The sequence below is a fragment of the Pseudobdellovibrio sp. HCB154 genome, assembly GCF_046267985.1.
Taxonomy (GTDB): domain Bacteria; phylum Bdellovibrionota; class Bdellovibrionia; order Bdellovibrionales; family Bdellovibrionaceae; genus Pseudobdellovibrio.
The window spans coordinates 1,128,885-1,152,922 of the sequence record NZ_CP176530.1; the positions used below are offsets into that span (position 1 = coordinate 1,128,885).

23 protein-coding genes are annotated in these 24,038 nt (G+C 40.5%); 9 read left to right on the top strand and 14 right to left on the bottom strand.

What is annotated here, in order from left to right:
- Positions 1-42: 42 nt before the first annotated feature.
- On the top strand, positions 43-936 hold the full coding sequence (locus ACKWCF_RS05605; protein ID WP_409479721.1) for an Hsp33 family molecular chaperone HslO: 894 nt from the start codon (positions 43-45) through the stop codon (positions 934-936).
- Between the two features lies 1 nt (position 937).
- Here the strand turns inward: ACKWCF_RS05605 and ACKWCF_RS05610 are convergent, their stop codons facing one another.
- The 3 genes from ACKWCF_RS05610 to ACKWCF_RS05620 all read right to left on the bottom strand — a co-directional run bounded on the left by ACKWCF_RS05610 (position 938) and on the right by ACKWCF_RS05620 (position 2,532).
- The gene (locus tag ACKWCF_RS05610; protein ID WP_409479722.1) at positions 938-1,414 is read right to left on the bottom strand and encodes a hypothetical protein; all 477 of its coding nucleotides are present in this window, start codon (positions 1,412-1,414) and stop codon (positions 938-940) included.
- 18 nt (positions 1,415-1,432) lie between these two features.
- Positions 1,433-1,900 (bottom strand): hypothetical protein, encoded by a 468-nt coding sequence (locus ACKWCF_RS05615; RefSeq protein WP_409479723.1) that lies wholly within the window; start codon positions 1,898-1,900, stop codon positions 1,433-1,435.
- Positions 1,901-1,977: 77 nt separating this feature from the next.
- Positions 1,978-2,532, bottom strand: coding sequence for a hypothetical protein (locus tag ACKWCF_RS05620; RefSeq protein WP_409479724.1), 555 nt, complete (start codon positions 2,530-2,532; stop codon positions 1,978-1,980).
- A 500-nt stretch (positions 2,533-3,032) separates the two neighbouring features.
- On the opposite strand from ACKWCF_RS05620, the gene ACKWCF_RS05625 reads away from it, so the two are divergent.
- Both ACKWCF_RS05625 and ACKWCF_RS05630 read left to right on the top strand, forming a co-directional pair.
- Entirely contained in the window at positions 3,033-3,671 is a 639-nt protein-coding gene (locus tag ACKWCF_RS05625) for a matrixin family metalloprotease (protein ID WP_409479725.1), read from the top strand.
- A 49-nt stretch (positions 3,672-3,720) separates the two neighbouring features.
- The gene (locus tag ACKWCF_RS05630; protein WP_409479726.1) at positions 3,721-3,945 is read left to right on the top strand and encodes a hypothetical protein; all 225 of its coding nucleotides are present in this window, start codon (positions 3,721-3,723) and stop codon (positions 3,943-3,945) included.
- A gap of 73 nt (positions 3,946-4,018) precedes the next feature.
- Here ACKWCF_RS05630 and ACKWCF_RS05635 read toward each other — a convergent pair whose 3' ends face one another.
- Genes ACKWCF_RS05635 through ACKWCF_RS05650 form a run of 4 tightly spaced genes read right to left on the bottom strand, consistent with a single transcriptional unit; the run spans position 4,019 to position 6,317 of the window.
- Positions 4,019-4,741 carry a hypothetical protein gene (locus tag ACKWCF_RS05635; RefSeq protein WP_409479727.1) on the bottom strand — a complete coding sequence of 241 codons (723 nt, stop codon included), beginning with the start codon at positions 4,739-4,741 and terminating at the stop codon, positions 4,019-4,021.
- A gap of 58 nt (positions 4,742-4,799) precedes the next feature.
- On the bottom strand, positions 4,800-5,093 hold the full coding sequence (locus tag ACKWCF_RS05640) for a hypothetical protein (RefSeq protein WP_409479728.1): 294 nt from the start codon (positions 5,091-5,093) through the stop codon (positions 4,800-4,802).
- A 43-nt stretch (positions 5,094-5,136) separates the two neighbouring features.
- Positions 5,137-5,946 carry a BtpA/SgcQ family protein gene (locus ACKWCF_RS05645; RefSeq protein WP_409479729.1) on the bottom strand — a complete coding sequence of 270 codons (810 nt, stop codon included), beginning with the start codon at positions 5,944-5,946 and terminating at the stop codon, positions 5,137-5,139.
- Positions 5,947-5,984: 38 nt separating this feature from the next.
- On the bottom strand, positions 5,985-6,317 hold the full coding sequence (locus ACKWCF_RS05650; protein WP_409479730.1) for a hypothetical protein: 333 nt from the start codon (positions 6,315-6,317) through the stop codon (positions 5,985-5,987).
- Between the two features lie 142 nt (positions 6,318-6,459).
- Here ACKWCF_RS05650 and ACKWCF_RS05655 point away from each other — a divergent pair, with 142 nt between their 5' ends.
- Complete coding sequence (locus ACKWCF_RS05655) at positions 6,460-7,440, top strand: PBECR2 nuclease fold domain-containing protein (RefSeq protein WP_409479731.1); 981 nt, start codon at positions 6,460-6,462, stop codon at positions 7,438-7,440.
- Between the two features lie 260 nt (positions 7,441-7,700).
- Here the strand turns inward: ACKWCF_RS05655 and ACKWCF_RS05660 are convergent, their stop codons facing one another.
- From ACKWCF_RS05660 to lnt, 3 genes are all read right to left on the bottom strand, one after another.
- Entirely contained in the window at positions 7,701-8,390 is a 690-nt protein-coding gene (locus ACKWCF_RS05660) for a hypothetical protein (protein WP_409479732.1), read from the bottom strand.
- 188 nt (positions 8,391-8,578) lie between these two features.
- Entirely contained in the window at positions 8,579-10,906 is a 2,328-nt protein-coding gene (locus ACKWCF_RS05665) for an endonuclease MutS2 (protein ID WP_409479733.1), read from the bottom strand.
- Positions 10,884-12,518: an apolipoprotein N-acyltransferase gene (lnt, locus tag ACKWCF_RS05670; protein WP_409479734.1), complete on the bottom strand. Its 1,635-nt coding sequence runs from the start codon at positions 12,516-12,518 to the stop codon at positions 10,884-10,886. The genes ACKWCF_RS05665 and lnt overlap by 23 nt, the downstream gene beginning before the upstream one ends.
- Positions 12,519-12,536: 18 nt before the next feature.
- Here lnt and ACKWCF_RS05675 point away from each other — a divergent pair, with 18 nt between their 5' ends.
- Positions 12,537-13,301, top strand: coding sequence for a hypothetical protein (locus tag ACKWCF_RS05675; RefSeq protein ID WP_409479735.1), 765 nt, complete (start codon positions 12,537-12,539; stop codon positions 13,299-13,301).
- Here ACKWCF_RS05675 and ACKWCF_RS05680 read toward each other — a convergent pair whose 3' ends face one another.
- The 4 genes from ACKWCF_RS05680 to ACKWCF_RS05695 all read right to left on the bottom strand — a co-directional run bounded on the left by ACKWCF_RS05680 (position 13,302) and on the right by ACKWCF_RS05695 (position 19,359).
- Entirely contained in the window at positions 13,302-14,714 is a 1,413-nt protein-coding gene (locus tag ACKWCF_RS05680; protein WP_409479736.1) for a S8 family peptidase, read from the bottom strand.
- 63 nt (positions 14,715-14,777) lie between these two features.
- Positions 14,778-16,646 carry a transglycosylase SLT domain-containing protein gene (locus ACKWCF_RS05685; RefSeq protein WP_409479737.1) on the bottom strand — a complete coding sequence of 623 codons (1,869 nt, stop codon included), beginning with the start codon at positions 16,644-16,646 and terminating at the stop codon, positions 14,778-14,780.
- A 9-nt stretch (positions 16,647-16,655) separates the two neighbouring features.
- A complete protein-coding gene (gene clpA / locus ACKWCF_RS05690) occupies positions 16,656-18,920 on the bottom strand; it encodes an ATP-dependent Clp protease ATP-binding subunit ClpA (RefSeq protein WP_409479738.1) in 2,265 nt (754 codons plus the stop codon).
- A gap of 25 nt (positions 18,921-18,945) precedes the next feature.
- Positions 18,946-19,359: an ATP-dependent Clp protease adaptor ClpS gene (locus ACKWCF_RS05695; protein WP_409479739.1), complete on the bottom strand. Its 414-nt coding sequence runs from the start codon at positions 19,357-19,359 to the stop codon at positions 18,946-18,948.
- A 145-nt stretch (positions 19,360-19,504) separates the two neighbouring features.
- Between ACKWCF_RS05695 and ACKWCF_RS05700 the strand changes: the two genes are divergently transcribed.
- The 4 genes from ACKWCF_RS05700 (at position 19,505) to dnaK (ending at position 23,974) form a co-directional block, all read left to right on the top strand.
- Positions 19,505-20,104: a type IV pilin protein gene (locus ACKWCF_RS05700; protein WP_409479740.1), complete on the top strand. Its 600-nt coding sequence runs from the start codon at positions 19,505-19,507 to the stop codon at positions 20,102-20,104.
- 6 nt (positions 20,105-20,110) lie between these two features.
- Positions 20,111-20,764, top strand: coding sequence for a hypothetical protein (locus ACKWCF_RS05705; RefSeq protein WP_409479741.1), 654 nt, complete (start codon positions 20,111-20,113; stop codon positions 20,762-20,764).
- A gap of 57 nt (positions 20,765-20,821) precedes the next feature.
- A complete protein-coding gene (gene dnaJ / locus ACKWCF_RS05710) occupies positions 20,822-21,964 on the top strand; it encodes a molecular chaperone DnaJ (protein ID WP_409479742.1) in 1,143 nt (380 codons plus the stop codon).
- A gap of 84 nt (positions 21,965-22,048) precedes the next feature.
- On the top strand, positions 22,049-23,974 hold the full coding sequence (gene dnaK, locus ACKWCF_RS05715; RefSeq protein WP_409479743.1) for a molecular chaperone DnaK: 1,926 nt from the start codon (positions 22,049-22,051) through the stop codon (positions 23,972-23,974).
- Positions 23,975-24,038 lie beyond the last annotated feature (64 nt).

The window sequence follows — 24,038 nt, forward strand, 5'->3', positions numbered from 1 at the left end:
TTAACTTGAGAACAAGTCACGAATTTGCTAAGTTAAACCGTTATGTCAAAAATTCACCGCTACTGCTCAAATGATTTTACTGTTCGTATCGCCGCTGTTGACGCAACACAAGTTGTGCAAGAGATGCAGATGCTTCAAAACACGCTACCTATTGCAACGGTAGGCGTAGGTAAAGCTATGACGGGTGCGCTTTTAATGGCAGCACAGCTTAAAGAAAAGCAGCAGGTGGGTCTGTTATTCCGCGGTAATGGTTCGATCAAGTCAATTTACGCTGAAGCTGATTTTGAAGGAAATGTGCGTGCGTTTACGCCGCATCCTCAGTATGAACCACAAAATTACGATAAAGGTTTATCAGTGGCTGAAGCGCTAGGGACGGGAACATTAAGTGTGGCTCGTCACCAACCATTCCAAAAACAACCGTTTCACGGAACGGTGAGTTTAGTGACTGGCGAAATTGCTGAAGATCTTGCGCACTACTTACATCAATCACACCAAATTCGTTCTGTAGTGGCTTTAGGTATTTACCTTGATGAATACGGTAAATGTAAAAAAGCCGGCGGAGTGATTATCGAAGTTATGCCTGGCGTGGATGAGAAAATTGTAAGCGCTATCGAAGCTAACGCTCAGATTATGCAACCAAGTGTTTCTAAAATCTTGATGGAAGGTGGTAAACCTTTTGATCTGGTTGAACCATTTATGCTTGGAGTTCCATTTACTGAATTAGATCATCCGCATGAAGCTAAATATTTCTGCCCATGCAATAAAGACCGCGTAAAAGGCGCTCTTGAAATTTTAGGCATGGCCGAACTTCAAGACATCATCGATAAAAACGAAGAGCAAGAAGTGGTTTGCCAAATGTGTGGTAAGCCGTACTTAATCACTGTTGAAGAAGTGGTTGAGCTTAAAGAATTACTTTACAAAAATTCAATGCACTAACTTAGGGAGCAACTCCGCAAGCGACGGCGGCTCCCAGTTTTGTGTCTAGATCGAGAATTTCAACGAGAACAAAAATTTTCTTTGAGACCGTAAACATAAAAGTTTGCCAGTAGGACCATGTATGTGTGCCCTGTTGTGATGTTTCAGCATTGTAGTTGGTGCGCTCAAAGTAGTTAGGGTCGGCCATATCACGTCCAGAAGCTGGAGTTATCGTTTTGTCCTTGTCGATCAAAGACGGCGCAAGCTGAGCTGAATAATTTGTACAGTCGCCTTTTTCATAAATATGAACATGGTAAAAAGGAATTGTCGGATTAAGACCTTTAAGATCCCATTGGACCTCATGAGGCTGCTGCTTGCTGGTAATAACGAGTTTTCCGTTTTCAGTATGGCCGGGCAGGGGATTTAAAATTACGGTCGTTGTTTCTGCAACAACGTTGAGTGAAAAAAATAAAATAAATAATAAGCCAGAAAAAGACATAACTGCCTCATCTTTTTATTAAGGAAAAATTCCGCAAGCTACGGCTAAGCCGGTTTCGCTTTTCTCATCTTTAACAGCAGCAAGAACGTAAATTTTTCCACGCGGTTCGAAAGCAAAGTAACTTCCTTCAGGAGCTGCTGCGGAACCGGTTAGTTTTAAATCTTTTGAGGCGGGGTGAAAAACTAAGAACTGGTTTCCTTTGGGGTTAAAAGAATTCTTTTTATCTTTGGTTTTTGCATCGTTTACGGTGACGGCCACAGGCTTAGAAAATTTTTTGCAGTTGCCTTCTTTGAAAACTAAAACAGCATAAGGTTGGTCTTTGTCTTCAACATTAAATTGATATTGAATTTTTGCGCTTTTGTCTTCGGTCATTGTGATTTCGCCGGTTGTTTTAGAATTGAAAACTGATTTTAAAGAAATCACATCAGCTTGAACTGGGGGTACGAAGATAAAAGAAAGACTTAAGGTCAATACGATAGATCGCATGATTCCCCCGAATCTTTTATTTTATATAAATAGATAAAAGTTTTCGAATGATTCGGGGGATATCTCAAATTAAGACATTATTGTTTTACAGAAGCTTGCTTGCCGCGAAGCTCAGCTTTGCAGATCGCAACTTTTTGTTCGTACTCATCTTGGCGCGAATTTAAAAGAGTTTTGTAGCCGCGAAATCTTTGAATGCGGTCGACTAAAAATTCTTCTGTCACAGCAACAAGTTTATTTTGCTCATCGATACCGATTTTGAAATCGTCTTCTTTGTCAGTGATACGCTCTAAAGGTTCTGTCCACATTAATTTACCATCACCGCCGTAGCGTGGGTCAGTTAACTGAACTTTGCATTCGCGAAGTACACCATATAAACCTAATGAGCCAAATTTACGGTTACCGTAAACGCGGTCTTCTAACTCATAAACTTCGTATTGAACTTTTCTCAACTCTTCGTTTAAAGAAACTTTCTTTTGAAAAACGGCGTTGCCATCTTTCACACCGATTGAGCTTTCTTGATTCATTTCATTTTTATGATCAAGTTTAGTGTCGATGTCGTTCACTTTGTTAGGATTCGTTTTACAAGATGATAAAGCGGCTGCTGCAACTAAGGCTAATACTAGTGTTCTCACGAGAACTCCTTTTCATGTGGTTCTAGTTTAGAGAGTTGCATAAAGAAAGACCATCATACTCGGCGTTAATCTGTTGTATTAAAAATACTTATGGAAAAACGCGGAGCTGGTGGCTCGGAGTTTTCTTCCGAATCCAGCGAAGGATAATTTGTGATGGGTAGGGTTCGCTCACTTTGGGCTCCACGACTGTGGATGGGAGCGGGCTTGTTGTACTCTCCTATATAGCAACTGCCTTGCCAACTTTCTCATAATGAGATTTTTTAGTGTATTCAAACACTTAGAAAGCTGGTGCCATGTTGGAACTTTATAATACCGGAAAGTCGTTCTAAATTTTAGAAAAGTGGGAGCAAAAAGATTCCTGCCGTGAGTGCACCTTTTAGAGCACCCCCTGTTATCGTTTTTTGTCAAAAGACGGTTGTGATCTCAAGGTGAGACGGCCAAATCGAATATAGGCGATCAAACTTGGTCAAATTGTTGAAACAATGTGTTTTGACATGAAAATGAAACTTATCATTCGCTTTATTATGTTCGTTTTATTAGGTGCTGCGGTTACATCGTGCGCGCCTAAAAAATCTGAAGACTGCGGCTTTGTACAAAACGTATATGGCCAACGTATTTCATGGAAAACTTCGGGCCCGATTCAATTACATGTAAGCTCGAGTGTTCCTGCTGAATTAAAGCCGGCCATTCACCGTGCTGCAGCAAGCTGGGAGCAAACTTTAGGGCGCAAAGTATTTGAAGTGGTTGAAGAAAATACTTCATCACCATCGCAGCCTGGTCGAGATAAGAAAAATGGTATTTACTTTTTAGGGCAATGGGAGTCTGATAGAAAGTCTGAGCAAGGTCGCACGTCAGTCTACTGGGCTGGAGATGAGATTCAAGAGGCTGATATTCGTATCAACTCTGCGGATTTCGCCTACTACGATCAAAATCCTCAACAACTCGTGAGAACAGCAAGTACTAAGTCTTCGGCGGGATATAACTTCGAAGCTTTAGTTTTACATGAATTAGGTCACTTTTTGGGCCTAAAACATCGCGAAAGCGGTGGCACTGTTATGGCTAAAGAACTTGGGGCTTACACAGACAGAGTCAAATTGGCTGCAGTCGATGAGAGTTCTGTTCAGTGTGAGTATAAGTAAGAAGTAAGAAGTAAGAATTTTAAGAAGAAGTAAAAGAGAGAAATAAAAAATGAAAACGGTAAATACAACTAACTCAAATGAAATCACAAACACACAAACTGAAAACGCAGTTGGTTTTGAGTTAAATATGCCGGTTTACAATGAGCTTAATGATCAAACTCAAGGTTCTGTGAACGTATTAGCTTTAATCAATGAACAATTTAAGCAAATTTATGAAATGAACAAACGTCGTTCATTACTTTTAAAAGAAGTATCAGGTTACTTGGTAAAATAATTTCAAATTTAAATTTTGAAAATAAAAAGAGAGCCTAGAGCTCTCTTTTTTATTTTCGGGTAGTGAAGCCAGTTTAGCTTTCGTCGTCGAAGCGGACAGATTCTAATTTAGGAATAAAAAACTTCACGTAATCGCCTTCGCGCTCGCGGGTCATGCCCTCTGAAGCCACTGGTCTTTCAAACTTAAATTCTTCGTGAAAAGTTTGAAAGTTGTTCGTGCTGATTTTTTTATTTCCTTCTTCAACAGAATCTTGGAATTTTCTTTTACCAGAGATTACGGCGCGATTGTTAGCCACAGATACTCGTAAATTATCTTTTTCATGTGCCGGGGCATAGGCTTCGATCGTATAGCCTTCTTTGTGTTCGGAAACACGGCTTCCGCGATCTTGCACTTTGTAGAAGTTATCAGTGTCTTTAGTTTCGTAGTTTTGCACTACAGGCACAGCCGCTGGTTTTTCAGTCGTGATTGAACGGTTAGTGCGAGCTGATGCTTGGTTAACTTCTTGATTGTTGTTTGTTACACCTTTGCGGTTGTAAGTCGTATGAGCGGCAGCTCTTTCTTCTTGGCGTTCGGCCTTGCGGGCTTCATTTTCTTCATCCGCTTCATACTTGATATGATTGATAGCGGCTGCTGAATCTTGATCAAGTTCTTTATTCAACTCTTGGTACTTGGCCTTAACTTCTTTGATGTCTTCGCGTTGCTGTTCGGCAAGCTGACGTTTCTTTTCGGCTTTTTCTTGTTGAACCATTTGAATGTTGTCTTGCGATACTCTTCGAATTTGATTTACATCTGCCATAGCTAAAAGTGTAGCAAAGCTTGTCTCAAATTAAGACGGGCAGAAAGTCTAGATTTGTCTATGGAGATGCAGGCGGTTGTGGGGTGGCAGCAGCCTGAGCTGGCGTTCTCTTTTCAGGTTGCACGCAGTGAGCTTTAAAGTCACTTGTACGGCCTTTACAGCGCCATGTTTGCGTGTACTCGATAATCTCGTCCGGCTTTAACGGAAAGAAAGTGATGTACTGTTCCGGGTCTAAGGTCGAATCAAACTGCTTGTTTTCGCCAGTTTTAGTATTCGTGATCATCAGCGTGAATACGCGGTATTCAGCAAAGCATTTGATCGTTACTAAAAAAACAAAAAGAAAAGTTTTCACTTTCCTTTTATCGGTTTAATTATGACTGAATTTGAGTCGGGCTTTACTTTTTAGCCGTCTTAAGTTTTTGATCCATCGCTTTGCGAAGCTCTTTTACTTTAGCTCCGATTACACGGTGAGTTTTATCAGCGATGCTCGTATTAACTAGCACAAAGTCGATGTACGGAAGAATCGTATTTACGTTTTCTGCTGACACCCCAGAAGCCGCTCCCAAAGGGTGATTGCCGATCACTGATTTTGCATCTTTGGCGCGTGTTGGATCTGTAGCAACACCTGTTTTTGGGCCTGTGATCACGATACCATCAACCCAACCCATAGCTTGTAAAGCTGAGCGTTCGATAGTTTTGTTTGCATCAACTAATGTTGAATATTTCATATGAATGCCGCTTACGTAAAAAACGTCAGCAGGTTTTAAAGCATCAATGGCGTGAAGACTTGTTTCTGGAGCTTCTTTGATAAGATCAACAGCTGAAAAATCTGTCCAAGCGATTTGTAAGTTATGCTTTTTCGCTAATTCAAAAGTTTCTTTATAAGTCATAAGCTTTTCATCAGGGCCTAAGAAGTTTACGCCGAAAGTTTTGTTCGGGTACTTAGCTTTGATAGCACCGATAGCTTCATCTAACTTTTTGTAATCGCCAGATTCCCAAACGATGGCGTCAGCGCCGTTATTAAAAGCTTCTTCACAGTCTTTTAAATAATCGTCTAAAGTGGCATTCACATAACCCACCACCCAAATTTGTTTTTTTGTTCCAAATTTTTGAGTGAAAAAGTCTCTGCGTGTTTGATAAGTCGAAGCTTCCATAGTTTGCGAGTATAGAACTAAAGCCGCTAAAAAATAAATAAATACTTTCATGTGCGTCGTTGCCTTTCTGAATTTAAGAAAAGAATTAATTAGTGTGAAGAATGTTTTTTGTTTGAACGCATGTTGTTTTCGATAATGTAAAAATAAGCGCGGATCAGGCGTTCTTGATCGTCGACGCTTAACTGTCTTACATAATCCTGTTTGTCAGTTAATGATTTAAACTGCAAAAGTTTTAAAAGATCGTCTTGAACTCTTTTAAGGTTTTCTGCTTGAAAAAAATCGTCTTCAGAGAAGGTTTTTTGAAAAACGTCGGCGATTTTTTTGTTGTCAAAAAGCAAATGAACGCCCAATTGGGACTGATCTAAAATTCCTTTTAGATTTTTGATTTGGTCGTCATTTAAATAAACTTCTACTTTAGACAAACTTTAGGGTTCCTTCTTAATTCAAAGCCTACTCACCCGTAAGAGAGTTTCAATCAGAATCCATTGACTTTATAAGTCATTCGATTTCTGCTTAGAGCTAAGCCTGTTAGGTGCTATATTTTTGTTAGGAAAAGGGTCAAACATGAGCAAAGTTGCCAGTAAATTGAACAATAAGTTAAATAAAAAAATTGGTTCTGGCGCACGTGCTAAAAGTAAGCAGATCAAAATCAAGGTCAAATCCGAGGCCGGCAAAAAGAAATCTCAGAAAAAAGTGAAGGCCAAAGCCAACAAAGCGGCCAAAACAATTCAAGATAAAGAACTTATCGTGATCGATGAATCACAAGGTTTAATCTTTGAAAACGACAAAACCCTTTTCGGATATTTTTCTGAACAAATCAAAGCGATGGAAGAGCGTTATGCAAAACACTACGCCCCTTCACGCGATTTCAACGAAGAAGAAATCGACGCCAAAGAAGATTGGTTAGAAGCAACTCTTGATGATCCAGACGAAATCTGGATCGACATCGAAACTTTTCCAGAAATTCCCTTATATGCATTAATTAAAACAATCGACGATCCAGCTGATCCGTTTATCTACGTAGCGGTTGTGTATTTAAACACTGAAGAAAAATACCCAAGCTTCGTCTTTATCCACTTCGCTACAAAAGACACGCAGTTAGCAGAAGTGTTTCGCCAAAAAGAAATCATCTATCACAGAAAATTAGAAGCGATTCAATTTGCTGCGATCGATGGAGATTCATTACTAGAAGGCGATCACTTAGCGATCGGCCTTTTAGAATCAATGATGAAACTACGTAACGAAAAAGACGTACCAGCAGGCAAGTTTCAAGAGTTCGCTGAACAACGCGAAGAAACAATCAACAACCCCGACGAAATCTGGCGCAAAGTAGATTCAGAAGGGCATACGCTGGTAACTTTCATTCGCGACATTGGCGAATTCAAAGCTGATCACTATTATATCGTTGTGACTGAAGAAGATCCCAACACAGAAGTGCACTCATTACTATTCTCATTCCCAACAAACGACAGCACCTTAGCCGATCGTTACCGCCAAGGTGAGAATCTTGAAGCTGAAGAAGTATCGCAAGAGAGTTCGCACTAACGAAGAGTACACGCATCCTGCGTACTGAGAGCTCTGCTCTCAGACTCTCGCTTCTTCCGCTCACGATGAGCGGAAGATCATAAAATTTAACATTCTAAAAAAGTTGGAAGGCCGACCCGGAAGGTCGGACTTTACGGGTTCAAAAGGGCAGAGCCCTTTTCTGGCTGGAGGCCACCATACCCGTTAAAAGTACAAAGCCAGAGTCTGGGGGGGGACTCTGGCTTCGTTGGGGGGCTTATTTTATTTTTCGGAGAACGATCTTAGAAGCAAGTCGCTGAGAAGTAGTTAACGTAGTCTGTTGATGTCCAGCCTGTTGTAGTTACGTTTGCTAGTGGGTGTAAGTCTCTTAAGATTTGTGCGCGAGAAGAACCGTCAGCGTTGTAAGCGTAGTCTGATGGCACTGCTAAGAATTGTGGGATTAAGATATTTTGTTGAGCTAAGATGCTGCCTGCTGAGTTGTAAACTACGGCTTTTAAAACTTGGAAGATACCATCAGCGTCGTCTAAGTTGATATAGTAACCTTTAGCTGTTGTAACTGAAGTAGCTGCGATTCCAGTTTGAGCGGCTTCGTCGATTGTGTTTGTAGATAAAACATAACGAGATGATTGTAATGGGTTTGAATCTAATAAAGCTTGTGAACCAGAAACTCTCCATTTAAAGAAACGGATTGTGTTACCTGATTGAGTGATCGTTGAAGCTAAACGAGTAAATTTGATTTTTACTAAGCTGTTATTGATTGCACCAGATGAAGTTTTAACGGCAGAAATGTGAACTGACATATCGGTACCAATAGCTTTTTGGCAAGACGTTACAACTTTGTTACCAGCGTTTTCAACCGTTGAAGATTGAACGATAGTAGTTGTTGTAGCTTGTGAAGATTTTTTAGAACCGCAAGAAGTTAAAGTTACGATTGAAGCGGCTAAGATTAAAGCTGTTGTTAAAGTTTTCATATATCCCCCGATATGTTTGAAAGTTCGTTGTTACTAACCTATAGAGCAAGCGTGGGGCCATATCTCACTCTGAGATCGGGGATTAAATTGAATATTTACGAGCTAAAAACGAAATTCTCACTCTGAGAATCACAGAGTGAGTCGTGCTGAGACATACGGTGATTTGCGGCACCAGCTGTTAGACAAATCTACAATCCAAGCTCTACCCAAGTGATGCCATCGCCACCTGTGTCTTGAGTTCCGGCTTTCCATTTTTTCACATAAACAGAGCGTGAAAGGTAGGTTCTGATCGCTTTTTTAAGTGATTCAGTGCCATGGCCGTGAACGATTTTAAGACGGTCTTCTTTCTGAACTGAAGCGCGGTCTAAAGCAATTTCTAATTCAGATAGGGCGGTATCTACCGTTTTACCTCTAAGATCTACGACTCTGTCTTCATCGTGAAATGAAACTTGAACGCCAGAACTTCTTTGTACCAGTTGATTTGTTGGGTTTCCGAATTTATGAGCTGGTTTTAACTCTTGCCAGTGTAACTGTAAACGAATCGATTGCGATAAAATCATCACTTCGCCTTTTGAGTTTGGCAATGATTGCACAATGCCATCTTGATTTAACGAAGGAACAAATACTTTTGAACCTGGAGGAAACTTTTTACCAAATTCATCAGCCGATTGTAACGTGCCTGCTTGAACTGTTTGGTTTCCTTTTACGATTTCAGGAAGGTTGTATTTGATATCTTGTAATTCACGATGTTTATTTAAAGTGGCTGCGGCTTTGGCTGATTGAATAGCGTCTTCAACTTTAGCCGAAGCTTTTTTAATTGTTTTTTCAAGCTCGTTTTCTTTTTGGCGTTCGAATTGCTGAATCTGAGCTTCAAGCGATAAACGTTTTTGCTCGACACCTTTTAATTCTTTTTTAAGTTTGTCTTGAAGATTGCCAATATCTTTTTTAAGCGTTTCGATTTCTTCAAGTTGCGATAATTTCTTTTGTGCAAGCGGTGATAAGTTATCTGTCGCTTTAGCAATAATTTTTGGATCAACACCAACACGTTTGGCTGTAAGTAACGCTAAAGAATCACCCGGAATTCCCGGTAAGAAATTATATGTCGGTTTTCCAGAACGTGAATCGTACTCTAAACTTCCGTTGATCACGACGTCTTCTGGCTTCCAGCCAGTTTTAAGCGGGCTTAAGTGAGACGTGATAATCGCAAAAACTTTATTGTCGGCGTAAGCTTCGATGAATGAACGGGCTAAGGCAGAACCTTCTTCTGGATCGGTAGATCCGCAGATTTCATCGACTAAGATTAAATTTTCTGAGCCTTTAAGTTTTAAAGCTTGGTCTAAAGTTTTTAAGTGAGCTGCAAAAGTACTTAAATCTTCGTCAACACTTTGTGAATCACCAATGCCTGTGCAAATTTCTTTAAAGAACGGAAGGCTTGAGGTGCGATCAGCACAAATTGGAAACCCACAACGCGCCATCTGCGCAGCTAAACCGATGGATTTTAGTAATACGGTTTTACCACCGGCATTTGGACCTGACAGAATCAGGATCGACTTGTCTGGCGTAAGGCTAACGGTATTTGAAATCACTGGTCGGCCCGTCATTTTTAAAAGCGGGTGGTATAATTCGCGAAGATCCACTTTGTCGTTTGTAAAACGGCAAGGTTTGGCGCCCAGCTGAATTGTTAACTGAGCTTTTGCTAATAAGACATCGGCTTGAAGCATTTCTTTTTCAGTTTTTTCAAAACCGGCTTTTTGTGTGCCTAAGTAATTTGAAATTTCGACTAATAGTCTTTCGATCTCTTCTTCGATTTCAACTTCGATATGACGAAGACGGTTATTTAGTGGAATGACGGCTTCTGGTTCGATATACACCGTTTGTTTTGATTGCGAAGCCGCGTGCACTACACCTGGAACGAAGTGCTGCATGCCACCTTTAATCGGAATCACCCAGCGGCCTTCACGAGTTGTTACAAACTTTTCTTGCAACATATGTTCGATCTGGTGATCTTTCACCATGCGATCCATTTGTGTTTGAATTTGGCGGGCTAAAGAATCTTTTTCTTTTGATAGGCGAAATAATTTTTCTGAAGCATCCATGCGGATATCGCATGACGGAGTAATTAAGTTATCAATCGCTGATAACGGCTCTTCGGCCTGCATTAATTTGTCATGTAAATCGATCGCCCACGCATTGCCTTGTTCTTTTAAAGCTTCTTTAAGTGCGATCACTTCTAAGCAGAAGTGGCGAATGTCTTTAAGTTCAAGTGGTTTTAACACTGCATTTTTGCGAACGCGAACAATCCACGTGGCAAAAAGGTCTAAGCTTTCCATGTGCGGACGCACACCGCCGGATAAAATTCCTGTGGCGCATTCGATTTCGTAGAAACTTTTTTCTGCGGCATCGGCTGATGACAAAGGTTTAATTTCACCAATGATAGTTTTACCTTGATCTGAAGTGGCAAAAGCCGCTGTTTTATCTAGAATTTCAGACCAATCAAGATTTTTGATAACGAGCACGACGCCCCCTCTCAAGAATAGCTAGCAATATGAGGACCCATAAAGCCCAGTCCCAGTAACCATATTTGCTGTAGAATGTAAGTGATGGATTTTTTCTGTAAGGCACAGTGTAAGTGTGCGTCCATTTTTTATAAATCGGAGACTGTTCTAAAATATCTCCGTTCGTTAAAATAATAGTGCTGATTCCTGTATTCGTCGCACGAATGAGCGGTCTGCGGTTTTCAATTCCGCGCGCTAAGGTCATGATCATGTGTTGATAGGGTTCTGCCCAATCGCCAAACCATGAATCATTGGTTACGTTAAAGAAAATTTCAGCACCGATGTTAGCAAGGCCGCGAGAAAATCCTGGGTTTAAAGATTCGTAACAAATTTGCGGGCCTAACATTAAATCACTTGTAGCCATCGGCATAGCTTTTCTAACCGGACCAGGGCCGCGTTCATAAACGCCCACAAACGGAAACAGTTGATATAAAAAGGGAACCTCTTTGCCAAATGGCATGTATTCGCCAAACACTAAAAGATCAGTTTTGTAATAAGGTGCTTGAACTTCGCCCGAACCATTTAAGAAAAAAACTGAATTACGGATAATCAAGTTACCCATATGATCACGTTTGTACGTGTCTTGTGAATAAGCTCCTGTGACTAGATTTTTATTCCAAGATTTTATGCGGTTTAAAACAATCGTTTGGTTAGTTCTATTGTGATAGTCTTTATCTAAAGCAATCGGTAAAGCAGTTTCTGGCCAGATAATTAAATCTGTTTGGTTGTTAATGTGAGTTAGTTCTTGTTCCGTAGCTTTAAAGTAAGAATCTAAAACATAAGGCACATAATCGTAGCCTTTTTCTGATTGCAGTTTTTCTTCGTTAGAAATATTGGCTTGAACTAAAGTCACTTTTACTTGCGATTCAGTTTGGCTGTAAGTTTGGTATTTTTGTTTTCCGGTAAACCATAATCCCAAAGTCATCACGAGGGTTACGGCAAGAACAGTTAGGCTTTTAGTTTTTTGTGTTTTGTATTTTGAAAGGGCGTAATAAAGAGCCGCTTGAAAAATAAAAATTAAAGCCGAAAGCCCCCAAAAGCCGATGGTATCGGCCCATTGAGCGAACGGTGATTTGATCCATAAAAACGTGTAGCCTAAATTCCACTCAAAAATACTTGGCCAAGCCCGTTCAAAAAGAATGTGAACTAAAGCCAAAGCAAAGATAAAAGCCGACGGTTTTAACGAAAATTTGCGCTTTAGGTAAGTGGCAGCGACCAATGAAAAAGGAATGTATAGGTGAATGAAGGCTGCAAAAAGGATAACCGCTGCAAGGCTTAAAGGCACATTCAAATGGCCGAATTCGCGGGCAGTGAAGTAAATCCAGTTAAAGCCCAAAAGGGTTAATGTGAATTGGGTAATCCATCCTAAAAAGAAAATAAATTTATAGGATTTACTCTCTGAAGCCTGTGAAATGGCCCACCAAAGCGGAAGATAACAGAAGGCAATGGCCCACGGTGGGTACGGAATGTAAGAAGTTCCAACCAGAACACCGCTGACCAGTGCTAAAAAGCTTAAAAAATAAATGCTTGGATTTTTACAATTCCGCTTGAAAAGTTCTGTAACTTTGGCCATCCTTATTACAGGTAGCATATGAATGTAGAATTAGCAGCCGAAATTCGATTCCGTTGTCCACACTGTCAAAAGTTATTTTGCACAGATCAGACAGCATTTGAGGGGTTAGCAGCTGACAGTAAAGGTCAGGTGCAAGGCGCTGATTTTCAATGCACTGATTGCCAAAAAGACTTCGTTTTAACTAAACAAACGTTAGCCTCTGGTTTGTACGAGACGCAAGAGTTACGTAAACCGCAATTTTCAAACTGCCCGAAATGTTCAACGTTAAAACCGTTAGGCCAAGACGAGTGCCCTCATTGCGGAGTTTTAGAGTCTAAATTCACAGAACTGCAAAAAGTTGAAAACCCAAGATTATTTGAATTAAACCGTGCTTGGGAAAAGATCTTAAAAGATATCACTGTAGATGCCTCACACCAGGTGTTCTTAGATCAAGCGCAAAAGCAGTCGGCTTTAAACTTTGCGGCTCAGAAGTACACTGATCTTAAAAAAGTGATGGGTGAAGACCCCTTGATTGAAAAATACCTTAAACAAATCGAGTACCGCTTAGAAGCTCACGTGCAATCACAATTATTGAAATCACGTGGTGAAGAAGCCGAAGGGCAAAAGTCACTGTTAGCCAGCGGTCGTTTATTTATCTTTGTAGCTTTATTTGGAACTTTTATTTTGATCTTAAATAAGATTAAGCCAATGTTTCCGAATTTAACGGGTTTAGTTGTGGCTGTCACTGTTCTGTCTTACGGACTGTGGTTCATTACTCGTCCCACAGCCTCTAAAAACAAATAATTAATTTGGCTCTTCTGAAGTTTTCGTACCTAAACGCTCAGGCAGTTTGTTCGCTGGCTTTTTATCTTTTTTACCCATAACGCGTAATAGATCTTGGCCAAACCCTGCGATTTGATCCACTTGTTTTCTGTTGCCTACGTTAGGGTCGTTACCTTGAGCTGTATTACCTGAAGAGAATAAGCTTCTATCCATAGTATCTAAGAATTTAATTCCAGAAATGCCAGTTGTTTTCTCTAAGATTGTCAGTGATTTGAATAAGTTTAACTGGCGAGCTGTACGAGTTTTATTTGCTAAGCTTTGTGAAGAATCGCCTGTGGCTAAGATAAACTTTTTAACTTCTTCAGAGTTATTATAGAGATCTTTATCAGCCATAACTAAAACTGCGGCACCTGTTACGAAAGCTGTGGCTTGAGATGTTCCGGTCATTAAACCGTAAGAACTGTTAGGTAAACATGAAAGAATCGTTTGGCCCGGAGCCGCGATATCGACAGTTTCAGTTCCGTAGTTTGAAGATGATAGAACTTCTGTTGTTGGATCAATCGCTGTTACAGAAATAATGTTTTTTAATTTATAATCAGCCGGGTAGTAGTGATGTTCATCTGAATTTGAACGTTCGTTACCCGCAGCCGCTACGAATAAAATATTCTTAGCTTCAGCAGCAGCTACCGCATCATGTTCTTCTTGAGAAAATTCAGTACCACCACCAGAGTAGTTGATGATGTGTGCACCCATTTTTACGGCGTATTGAATTGATTGAATTGTATTTTTTAAGTTATCAGTGTTTGGAACTTTCGGATCATAGTATTTTAGAATCATTAGGCTAACTTCTGGAGCAATACCGCTGATTCCTTTTTTATTTCCCGCTTCAGCGCCGATGATACCAGCGATGTGAGTTCCGTGGCCGTGGTTATCGTCTAGCTTGTTATTTTGAGAGACAAAGTTCCAACCGTAAACGTCATCGGTAAAGCCATTACCGTCATCATCAACACCGTTAGTGGCTTTGTTTCTGCCTTTGGCATCTTTTCCAGTTTCGCCTGGATTTTGCCATAAGTTATTTTTTAAATCTTCGTGGTTAATATCAATGCCAGTGTCAATCACGGCAACGATCACTTTTTTGCTGCCTTTTGTGATAGACCAGGCACGAGCAGCATCAGATTTTTTTAAACCCCAAGCTTGTTTGATAGCAGGGTCGTTGAATAACGCTGATGGTTCGTTGGGAACTTGCGTTGATGAGTCAACGACAGTTCCTAGCTCTAATGTTCTGTTATCAACTTTTTTCGTTTTTGATTTTTGTGATTGCGCCATGCGCTCAGCACTTGCTGGTTCTCTTTGTTTCCAAAAGTAATATCCGCCCAATGAAAAGCAGAAGAAGACAAAAGCACCAATAACAGCATTAAAGAATTTATTATTCATAATGTGTTTATCGGCACTTAAGATGCGAAATCTTAACGAGATTTGTGTTTCAGAATGAGACTTTTACTTCTGAGCACCGACACCAGCTGGTACAAAGGCTGGGGCGTTAGTCATTGGCTCTGTAGCCTTGATAAACTTCTCAGGAAAGTCGGTTTCTTTACTTGGAGATTCTAAACGGTCGTAAAAAAGGTGGTTGCGGGCAATAATTTTTACGTAGAGTTTAGTTTCGTCGTAAGGAATTTCTTCGACAAAATCAACAATATCAAATTTAGGGCGGAATCTTTGCTTAAGCCAGCGGGCTACAGCATTTGGTCCAGCATTGTAAGCAGCCGCAACGAGTGCGTACTGATCTTTTTGTTTTTTTACCTGATCAGATAATTCGTAGCTGCCTAATTTGATATTGATTTGTGGGTTATAAAGATCTTCTGGCTTTTTGTAGGCCACTTTGTATTTGCGGGCCAACGATTTTGCCAGTGGTGGAATCACTTGCATTAAACCAAGCGCATTCGCGCCACTGCGAGAATTGATATTAAACGCAGACTCTTGGCGCATGATTGAGAAAATCAAACTTGGAGGAAGCCCTGTTGTTGAAGCCATCTCTTTAACTTCAGTTTCCCAAAGACGTGGAAAAAGTAATTCAGAATTTTTTACGATGATATCTTGTTTTTGTTCAATCGGAAGTTTTGCAAAAGCAATAAATAACGGTAAGAAGCGTTGGCCACGTTCAGCTAACTCTAAACCAAGAACCGTCATTTGTTCTGGTTTATCCGTTAAAGCTTGAGCGGCACGCTCAGCAAGATCGACTTCTTCATGTTTTAGTAAAGCATTGAAGAGATCTTTTTGCTTTGGTTCTAAGAATGAAAGAGAACTGTCGAATTTAAATTTATCCGTCGTTTTTAAAGCGTTAAACGGAGGAATTTTAATTTGCAGGGCATCGTAAGCTAAAAGCGAATAGTAGCTGTAGAAATCTTCTTTAGTCATAGCAAGCCAGATTTCTTTAGCCTGATCTTTTTTATCAAGACGAGCTAAGCAGCGGGCGTAGAAAAAGTTTGAACGTGATTTTTCAGCGGGATCTAAAGTTTCAGTGGCTAAAGCTTTAAAGGCCTCAGCGGCTAAATTGTAATCTTCAGATTTATAAAGTACCCACGCTTTTGTCCAAAGCATTTTTTCTCTGGTTAAGACCGGATTTTTTGAAGGGCCTTTTTTAAGCTCTTCTAAAACACTCTCGTAATGAGCCAAGGCTTCTGTGAATTTGCCTTCGTCTTCTTTTACTTTACCTAAAAGATAAGAAATTTCAGTTAGGTTTTGCTCTTGAGGTTTTAAAGCTTTAACTGTTGCTGATAATAATTTATCGGCCCTATCAAATTCATTTTCAGAGTAGAAGTGACGGCCCACTTGAACAGAGGCTTCAAGATATAGTTCTTGGTGTCTGGTATTTTTAGGATCTTTTTTATACGTTTTTAAAGATAAAGCGTGCCAGTCTTTAAGAGTTTTGATTGCATCATTTCTCTTGTTATTTGAACGAAATTTTTGACGAAGCTGCTTCAATAGACTCATTTTTTCAACAGGCTTTTTTTCTTTACTGATTTGTTTTCTTAATTCGTTGATAGAAGCATTTTCGAACTGGGCCACTTCAGTCGTTGTTGAAACCGGTGTCGTCGGAAGAATTAAGATATTCGCTTCAGCGATTTCTTGTAAGTATAACTTACGTTCAAAATCAGATAGCGACTTCATGTCGAAATTAAAACCAGGACATTTTTTGATCCCACGAATGCCGGCTAATGAGCTTAATGCAAAATCTTTGTCTTTTGCTGATTTGTCTAATTGTTCGCACGACATTTCTTTAAGTTTTGTAAAACCAAAAAGCTGCGCGTGGCTGTAACCGAAAATAAAAGGAATTAATAAACAGGTTTTTCTTAACGTTGAAATCATGGGGTAATCCTAGCTGTAGTGAAACTCTAACATTTTGTTAGTTGGCGAATACGATACGTGAATCTTTCCGCCGTTTTTTAATTTTCCGAACAATAATTCATCAATGATTCTTGATTTGACAAGTTCGTCGATTTTTCGATGAAGCGGACGGGCGCCGTAAACCGGGTCATAACCGCGTTCAGCGATATGAGTAACAACCGCTTCGTCATAGATAAAATCCACTTTCTTCGCAGCTAAGGTATGTTTTAGCTCAGTTAAAAATTTATCGACGATATTTTTAACTAAATCTAAAGTTAAGCCGTTGAAGTAAATGACTTTATCTAAACGATTGATGAATTCTGGTGCGAAAGTCTTTTTAATAGCTTCAGAACTGACTGATCCTGGGTTAGTTGTGCCTAGGCCAATATTGCCACGAGCTACATCGGCAGCCCCTGCGTTTGAAGTCATAACTAAAATACTGTTTTTAAAATCAACAGTGCGACCGTTACCATCGGTTAAGCGTCCGCCATCCATAATTTGTAATAAGATATTATAGATATCTGAATGGGCTTTTTCGATCTCATCTAAAAGAATTAACGAATACGGACTTTTTGAAACAGCTTCAGTTAACTGACCACCTTGTTCAAAACCGACATAGCCCGGAGGGGCGCCAACTAAACGTGAGATCGAGTGTTTTTCCATATATTCACTCATGTCAAAACGTTGGTAGTTCACGCCTAAAATGCGAGCTAGCTGTTTACAAACTTCAGTTTTACCAACGCCAGTTGGTCCTGCGAATAAGAATGAACCCCATGGTTTTTCTTTGGTTTCTAAACCACTACGCGCAAATTTAATCGCTTGAGTTAACGCTGTGATCGCATCGTCTTGTCCGAAGATTAATGATTTTAATTTAATATCTAAATCTTTAAGCTGGCTTAAGTCATCTGAAGAAAGTTGCGTTGTTGGAACGCCAGAAATTTTAGAAATTATCGCTGCCACATCATCGGTATCGACAGTTTTTTGCTTTTTAAGTTTTGTCGTTGAACCTACTTCATCCATAATGTCGATGGCTTTGTCTGGAAGTTTAGCTGATGTTAAATATTTAACTGAAAGCTCAACACAAGCGCGAATGGCCGCTTGGGTATAAGTGACATCATGAAATTTTTCATATTGCGGTTTTAAAGATTCTAAAATTTGAACGGTATCTTCAATTGTTGGTTCTTTGATATCAATTCTTTGGAATCTACGATTTAAGCCACGGTCTTTTTCAAAGTGCTGGCGGTACTCCTGAAAAGTAGTTGCGCCAATACAAGAAATTTCGCCTTTTGATAGAGCGGGCTTTAATAAATTTGCTGCATCCATTGAAGAGCCTGAGGTAGAACCGGCGCCGACGATGTTATGTATTTCATCGATAAAAAGAATAATGTTCGGATCAGCTTTGGCTTCTTTTAAAATATTTTTTAATCGGCCTTCGAAATCACCACGGTATTTTGCACCCGCCAATAGTGAGCCCACATCTACCGAGTAGATTGTTTTGTTTTGTAAAAATTCGGGAACCTGGCCTTGATTAATTTTTTCAGCCAAGCCTTCAACGATGGCCGTTTTACCAACACCGCTATCGCCGATGATTAAAGGATTGTTTTTTTGTCGGCGTCCTAAAGTTTGAATCATTTTTTCAATGATATCTTCGCGACCAACTAAAGGATCTTTTTTACCACTGCGGGCGTAGTCATTTAAATTAATGGCAAAATCTTCTAGTGCTGTAGCTTTTTTGTCAGCAGCAGCGCCTGGACGCGAATCGTTTTCATCAGCCGTTGATTCTGTACCTGACGGCGAACTAGCTGATAACTCATGGCTTACAACTGAAATCACATCGAATTGTGTAAGTCCCATTTTTTGTAAGACATAACTGGCTTTAGATTTTTTTTCGTCAAATAAAGCAATAAAAACTGAAAGTTCGTTAATTTCAGAACGTCCGGCGTTTTGCATTTGTAAAGCGGCACGTTCAAAAGCGCGGTGTACAGAAACGGTAAGTTGCGCTTTCCATTCAGAAGGATCACCTTCAGCGAAAGTTTTTTTCTGTTCTTCTGTAATGGTTTCGTTTTTATTAATGTAAGTTTGCAATTCTTTTTTTATTTCAGCGACATTGACGTTGAGTTTTTCGCAAACTTCAACAACTTGCGGAGCTTCAAGAAGACAGTACGCAAAATGCTCAAGCGTTACGAATTCGTGCGATTTTTTTGTCGCAAGATCGATGGCTTTACCTAATCTTTTATCGAGTTCTTTTGAAATCATCTATCCCTCTCGAAGAGCTGCGCTCTTACTTATCTTCCTCAGTAATAGATTTTAGCGGGTATTTGTTGTTTTTAGCAAACTGGTTCACTTGTAGAGCTTTAGTTTCTGCCACTTCGAAATTATAGATTCCCGCAACGCCAGAACCTTGTTTATGTACGTCCAGCATTATTTTGTTCGCTGAGCTGTCGTCGTGTTTGAAAAAAGTTTTTAAAACATAAACAACAAAATCCATTGGCGTGTAGTCGTCATTCAAAATTAAAACTTTGTAAAGATTTGGTTCTTCAGTTTCAACTTCATCAAGCAGATCAATTCCGGTTGCAGAATCGTTGTTGCCGCCACCAGAATTTTGTCCAGCTAAATAGATTTTGTAGAGTGATAATTGACCAAAATTCTGGAGCGTTTTTAGGTTCTCAGACTGAGACGTGTTTGTTTGATACATAATTATTTATTGTAGAGAAGGTCTGGTAAAAATCAATGGACTAATGAATTTCAATACTTGTCAACGACGGTGAATGTTATAATAATTTATGGGTGTGTCGTAATGTTATTACTTAAATAATATCCAAAAAGGGGACAAGTTTATTATGAAAAACACTGGGACGTTAAATTCAAAAGGTTTCTCGCTAGTTGAGCTTATGATCGTAGTTGCGATCATCGGTTTATTAGCAGCTGTGGGTGTACCACAATACCAAAAATTCCAAGCACGTGCTCGTCAAGGTGAAGCAAAATCTTCATTAAGCGCATTGTATGCATCGGAGCAATCGTTCTTTGGTGAGTGGAACATGTATACGACTGATTTAAGAAATATTGGTTTCGGTGTGACTGGAACTGGTTTACGTTATGTAACTGGTTTCTCTGCTGCTGCTTGTACGAACTACAATACAACAAACGGTGCACCAACTGCTGTAGCTGCTAATATCTGGTCAGACGTGGGCGGCGCGACTGGAGTATGTCAAGGTACTGCAGCTCAGTGGGGACCTCCAACAACTGCAGCTTGTACGGCCTACTTCACTAAAACTATGCCAACAGGAACTGCAACTTCTTGTGACTCTACGACAGGTACTGCGTCATTCGTAGGAGCTTCAATTGGTAATCCGAACAACAATTTAACGAACGTGGCGTTAGATGGTTGGACTATCAATCAAAATAAACGTATTGGTAATTCATCTCAAGGTATCCGCTAGTCTGAGATGTTAACTAAAGGTATCTTAGGAATCTTAGTTTCAATAACGTGGCTTTCGAGCCACGTTTTTTTTTCGAAAAGCTATGATCGCTTTCAAGAGCCTTATATTCCTCCACCGAAGGCCATTCAATATTTAACTGCTGGGTTTAAAGTTCAAACAGCTGATGCTTTCTGGCTTCGCGCTGTTCAGGATTTCGATTATTGCAGTAAAAAAATAGCCGAAAATGTCTGCGAAGGAAATTCGTGGCTTTTTTCGGTGTTGGATTTATCCAGCACTCTAGATTCAAGATTGGAACCCGTGATGTATCAGACTGGGGGGTTAGCACTTTCCATTCTCGTGGGAGACATAGAGGGGGCTGCGACAATTTTTTCCCGCGGTGTTCGTGTTTATCCTGATAATTGGCAAATCATTTACGGCGCGGCCTATCATGCGTTATATGAAGAAAAAAACAAAAAGAAAGCTGCAAAGCTTTACCTAAGAGCCTTTGAAAACGGTGCGCCTTCTTGGACGCAAGTTTTGGCAGCCCGTTTAGCCTCAGATGAAGGCGAACGTGAGTTCGCTGAGAAGGTCCTAGAGGACATGATTGCCCAAAACAAAGACGAAAACTTAGTAAAACGCTTAAAAACTAAACTAGAAGAAACTAAGTCACAAAAACACTAGAAAAATCCACACTTTCCATTCTTGACGTGAGCTAATTAGACCTCCTATTTTAGTTCGATGTCTACAAAGCGCGATTACTATGAAATTCTAAGTGTTGAGCGTAACGCTGATGGCGATACGATTAAAAAAGCTTACCGCAAGCTGGCCATGCAGTATCACCCGGATCGTAACCCGGGCGACAAAGAAGCCGAAGATAAATTCAAAGAGGCCGCAGAAGCCTACGAAGTTCTAAGCTCACCTGAGAAAAAAGAAAAATACGACCGCTTTGGTCACCAAGCTTTCCAAGGTGGAATGGGTGGTGGCGGTTTCGGTGGTGGCTTTCACGACATGAACGATATCTTTTCGCAGTTCGGCGACGTCTTCGGAGACCTGTTTGGCGGCGGTGGCGGCGGAAGCCCGTTTGGCCAAGCTCGTGGCAACGCGCGTCCACGTGGTCCACGCAAAGGTTCTGATTTAAGATACATCACTGAAGTTGAATTAGCTTCAGTACTTCAAGACGCTGAAAAACAAGTTGAGTTTGAAACTGAAGAGCACTGTTCTGATTGTAATGGCTCAGGCGCTGCCAAAGGTTCAAGTGCTGTGACTTGTAAAGTATGTAAAGGCCAAGGCCAAGTGATTCGCCAACAAGGTTTTTTCACAATGGCTACAACTTGCTCAAGCTGTAACGGCACGGGCGAAGTGATCGAAAATCCATGCAAAACTTGTCATGGAAAAGGCCGCTCAAAAGTAAAACGTAAAATCAAAGTTAATATTCCAGCGGGCGTTGATAACGGCACTCGTCTTCGCATTCAAGGTGAAGGTGAAGGTGGTTATAAAGGCGGCCCAGCCGGAGATTTATTCGTCGAAATCAGAGTGAAAGAGCACGATGTTTACGAGCGCGAAGGGGATCATTTATTCGCTGATCTAGACATCGCTTTTGAACAGTTCATGTTAGGTGGCGAAGTCAAAGTAGATGGCTTAGATGGCGAAATCGAAGTGGAAATTCCACGTGGTTCGCAACCTGGCGATCGATTGAAAGTCTCAAGCCGAGGCGTTCCGTCACTTCGTGGTTCGCGCCGGGGCGATTTGCATTTTACACTGCACCCAGAATTCCCTAAAAAGGTTTCTGCGGAAGAAGAGGAGCTGCTAAGACAATTAGCAGAGCTGCGTAAGATCAAGGTCGGGAATGAGAAAAAGGGCTTTTTCGGACGTAAGAAATAACGAAAACGCGCCTTGACGAGGTCTTAATCAGACCCACATTAATAGAGAATTTAAATCGGCAGATTGGCCGACAGGAGAGAGAAAATGGGAAAAATTATCGGTATTGACTTAGGTACGACAAACTCTTGCGTAGCTATCATGGAAGGCGGCGAGCCTAAAGTTCTTGTGAACGAAGAGGGCGCACGTACAACTCCTTCAGTTGTTGCTTACACTAAAGATGGCGACCGTTTAGTTGGACAAATCGCTAAACGCCAAGCTGTAACTAATCCAGAAAATACAATTTACTCGGCGAAACGTTTTATCGGTCGTCGTTTTGAAGAAGTGCAAAGTGAATTAAAATTAATTCCGTACACTGTTGAATCTAAAAATAACGGTTCGGATACAGCTTTCAAAATTCAAGGTGGTAAATCAGCTTCACCAGAAGAAATCGGTGCAGCAGTTTTAGCTAAACTTAAAAAAGTAGCTGAAGACTATTTAGGGGCTGAAGTAACTGACGCAGTTATCACGGTTCCTGCTTACTTCAACGATGCGCAAAGACAGGCTACAAAAGATGCTGGTCGTATCGCAGGCTTAAACGTTCGTCGTATTATCAACGAACCGACAGCGGCTGCATTAGCGTACGGTTTAGATAAAAAGAAAGATCAAAAAATCGCAATCTACGATTTCGGTGGTGGTACATTTGATATCTCTATCCTTGAAGTGGGTGACGGCGTTGTAGAAGTTAAATCGACAAACGGTGATACACACTTAGGTGGTGATAACTTTGACGTGATCATTTTAGAATGGTTAATCACTGAGTTTAAAAAAGACCAAGGTATCGATCTTAAGAACGATAAAATGGCCTTACAACGTTTGAAAGAAGCGGCAGAGAAAGCGAAAATTGAACTTTCTTCAGCGCAAGAATCAGATATCAATCTTCCGTTCATCACGGCAGACCAATCTGGTCCTAAGCATTTACAAATTAAATTAACACGTTCTAAATTTGACCAAATGACTGAAGATTTAGTGAAACGTTCGATTGAACCATGCAAAAAAGCTTTAGCTGATGCTGGTTTATCAACTTCACAAATTGACGAAGTGGTTTTAGTGGGTGGTTCGACTCGTATTCCATCTATCCAAAAAGCTGTAAAAGACTTTTTTGGTAAAGAGCCAAACAGAACAGTGAATCCAGATGAAGTTGTAGCCTTAGGTGCTGCAGTTCAAGGTGGTGTATTAGCGGGTGATGTGAAAGACGTATTGTTACTTGACGTAACTCCGTTATCACTTGGTATTGAAACTATGGGTGGCGTAATGACGACTCTTATCGAGCGTAATACGACAATTCCATCGAAAAAATCTCAAGTGTTTTCTACAGCGGCTGATAACCAACCGGGCGTAGACATTCACGTGTTACAAGGTGAACGTAAAATGGCTTCGGACAATAAATCTTTAGGCCGTTTTGAGTTATCTGGTATTGCACCAGCACCTCGTGGTATGCCACAAATCGAAGTGACTTTTGATATCGACGCGAATGGTATTTTACATGTATCAGCGGTTGATAAAGCGACTAATAAATCGCAACAAATCAAAATCACAGCGCAATCTGGTTTATCTGAAGATGAAATCAAAAAAGCGGTTAAAGAAGCTGAAATGCAAGCTGATGCTGATAAAGAAAAAGCAGAAGCTGCACAAACGCGTAACAATTTAGATAACTTAATCTATCAAACAGAGAAGTTAGTAAATGAAAACGCAGCAAAACTTGGCGCCGATGCAGACACTGTGAAAACAGCGATCGCTGATGCGAAAAAAGTTTTCGAAAACAAAGCCGCTTCAACAGCTGAATTAAAAGAGGCGTTTGAAAAACTACAAACATCATCACACAAAGTGACAGAGGCTTTATATAAAGCTGGCGGAGCTCAAGGTGGCGGTGACGGTTCTGGTGGCGGCGGTAACGGCGCCGGCGGAGCCCCTGGTGAAGAGAAAAAAGATGGCGACGATGTCATCGACGCTGACTTTAAAGACGTAAACTAGGTCAAAATAGCCTCAAAACGAAAAAGCCGATTGAAAAATCGGCTTTTTTTATGCCATACTTGGC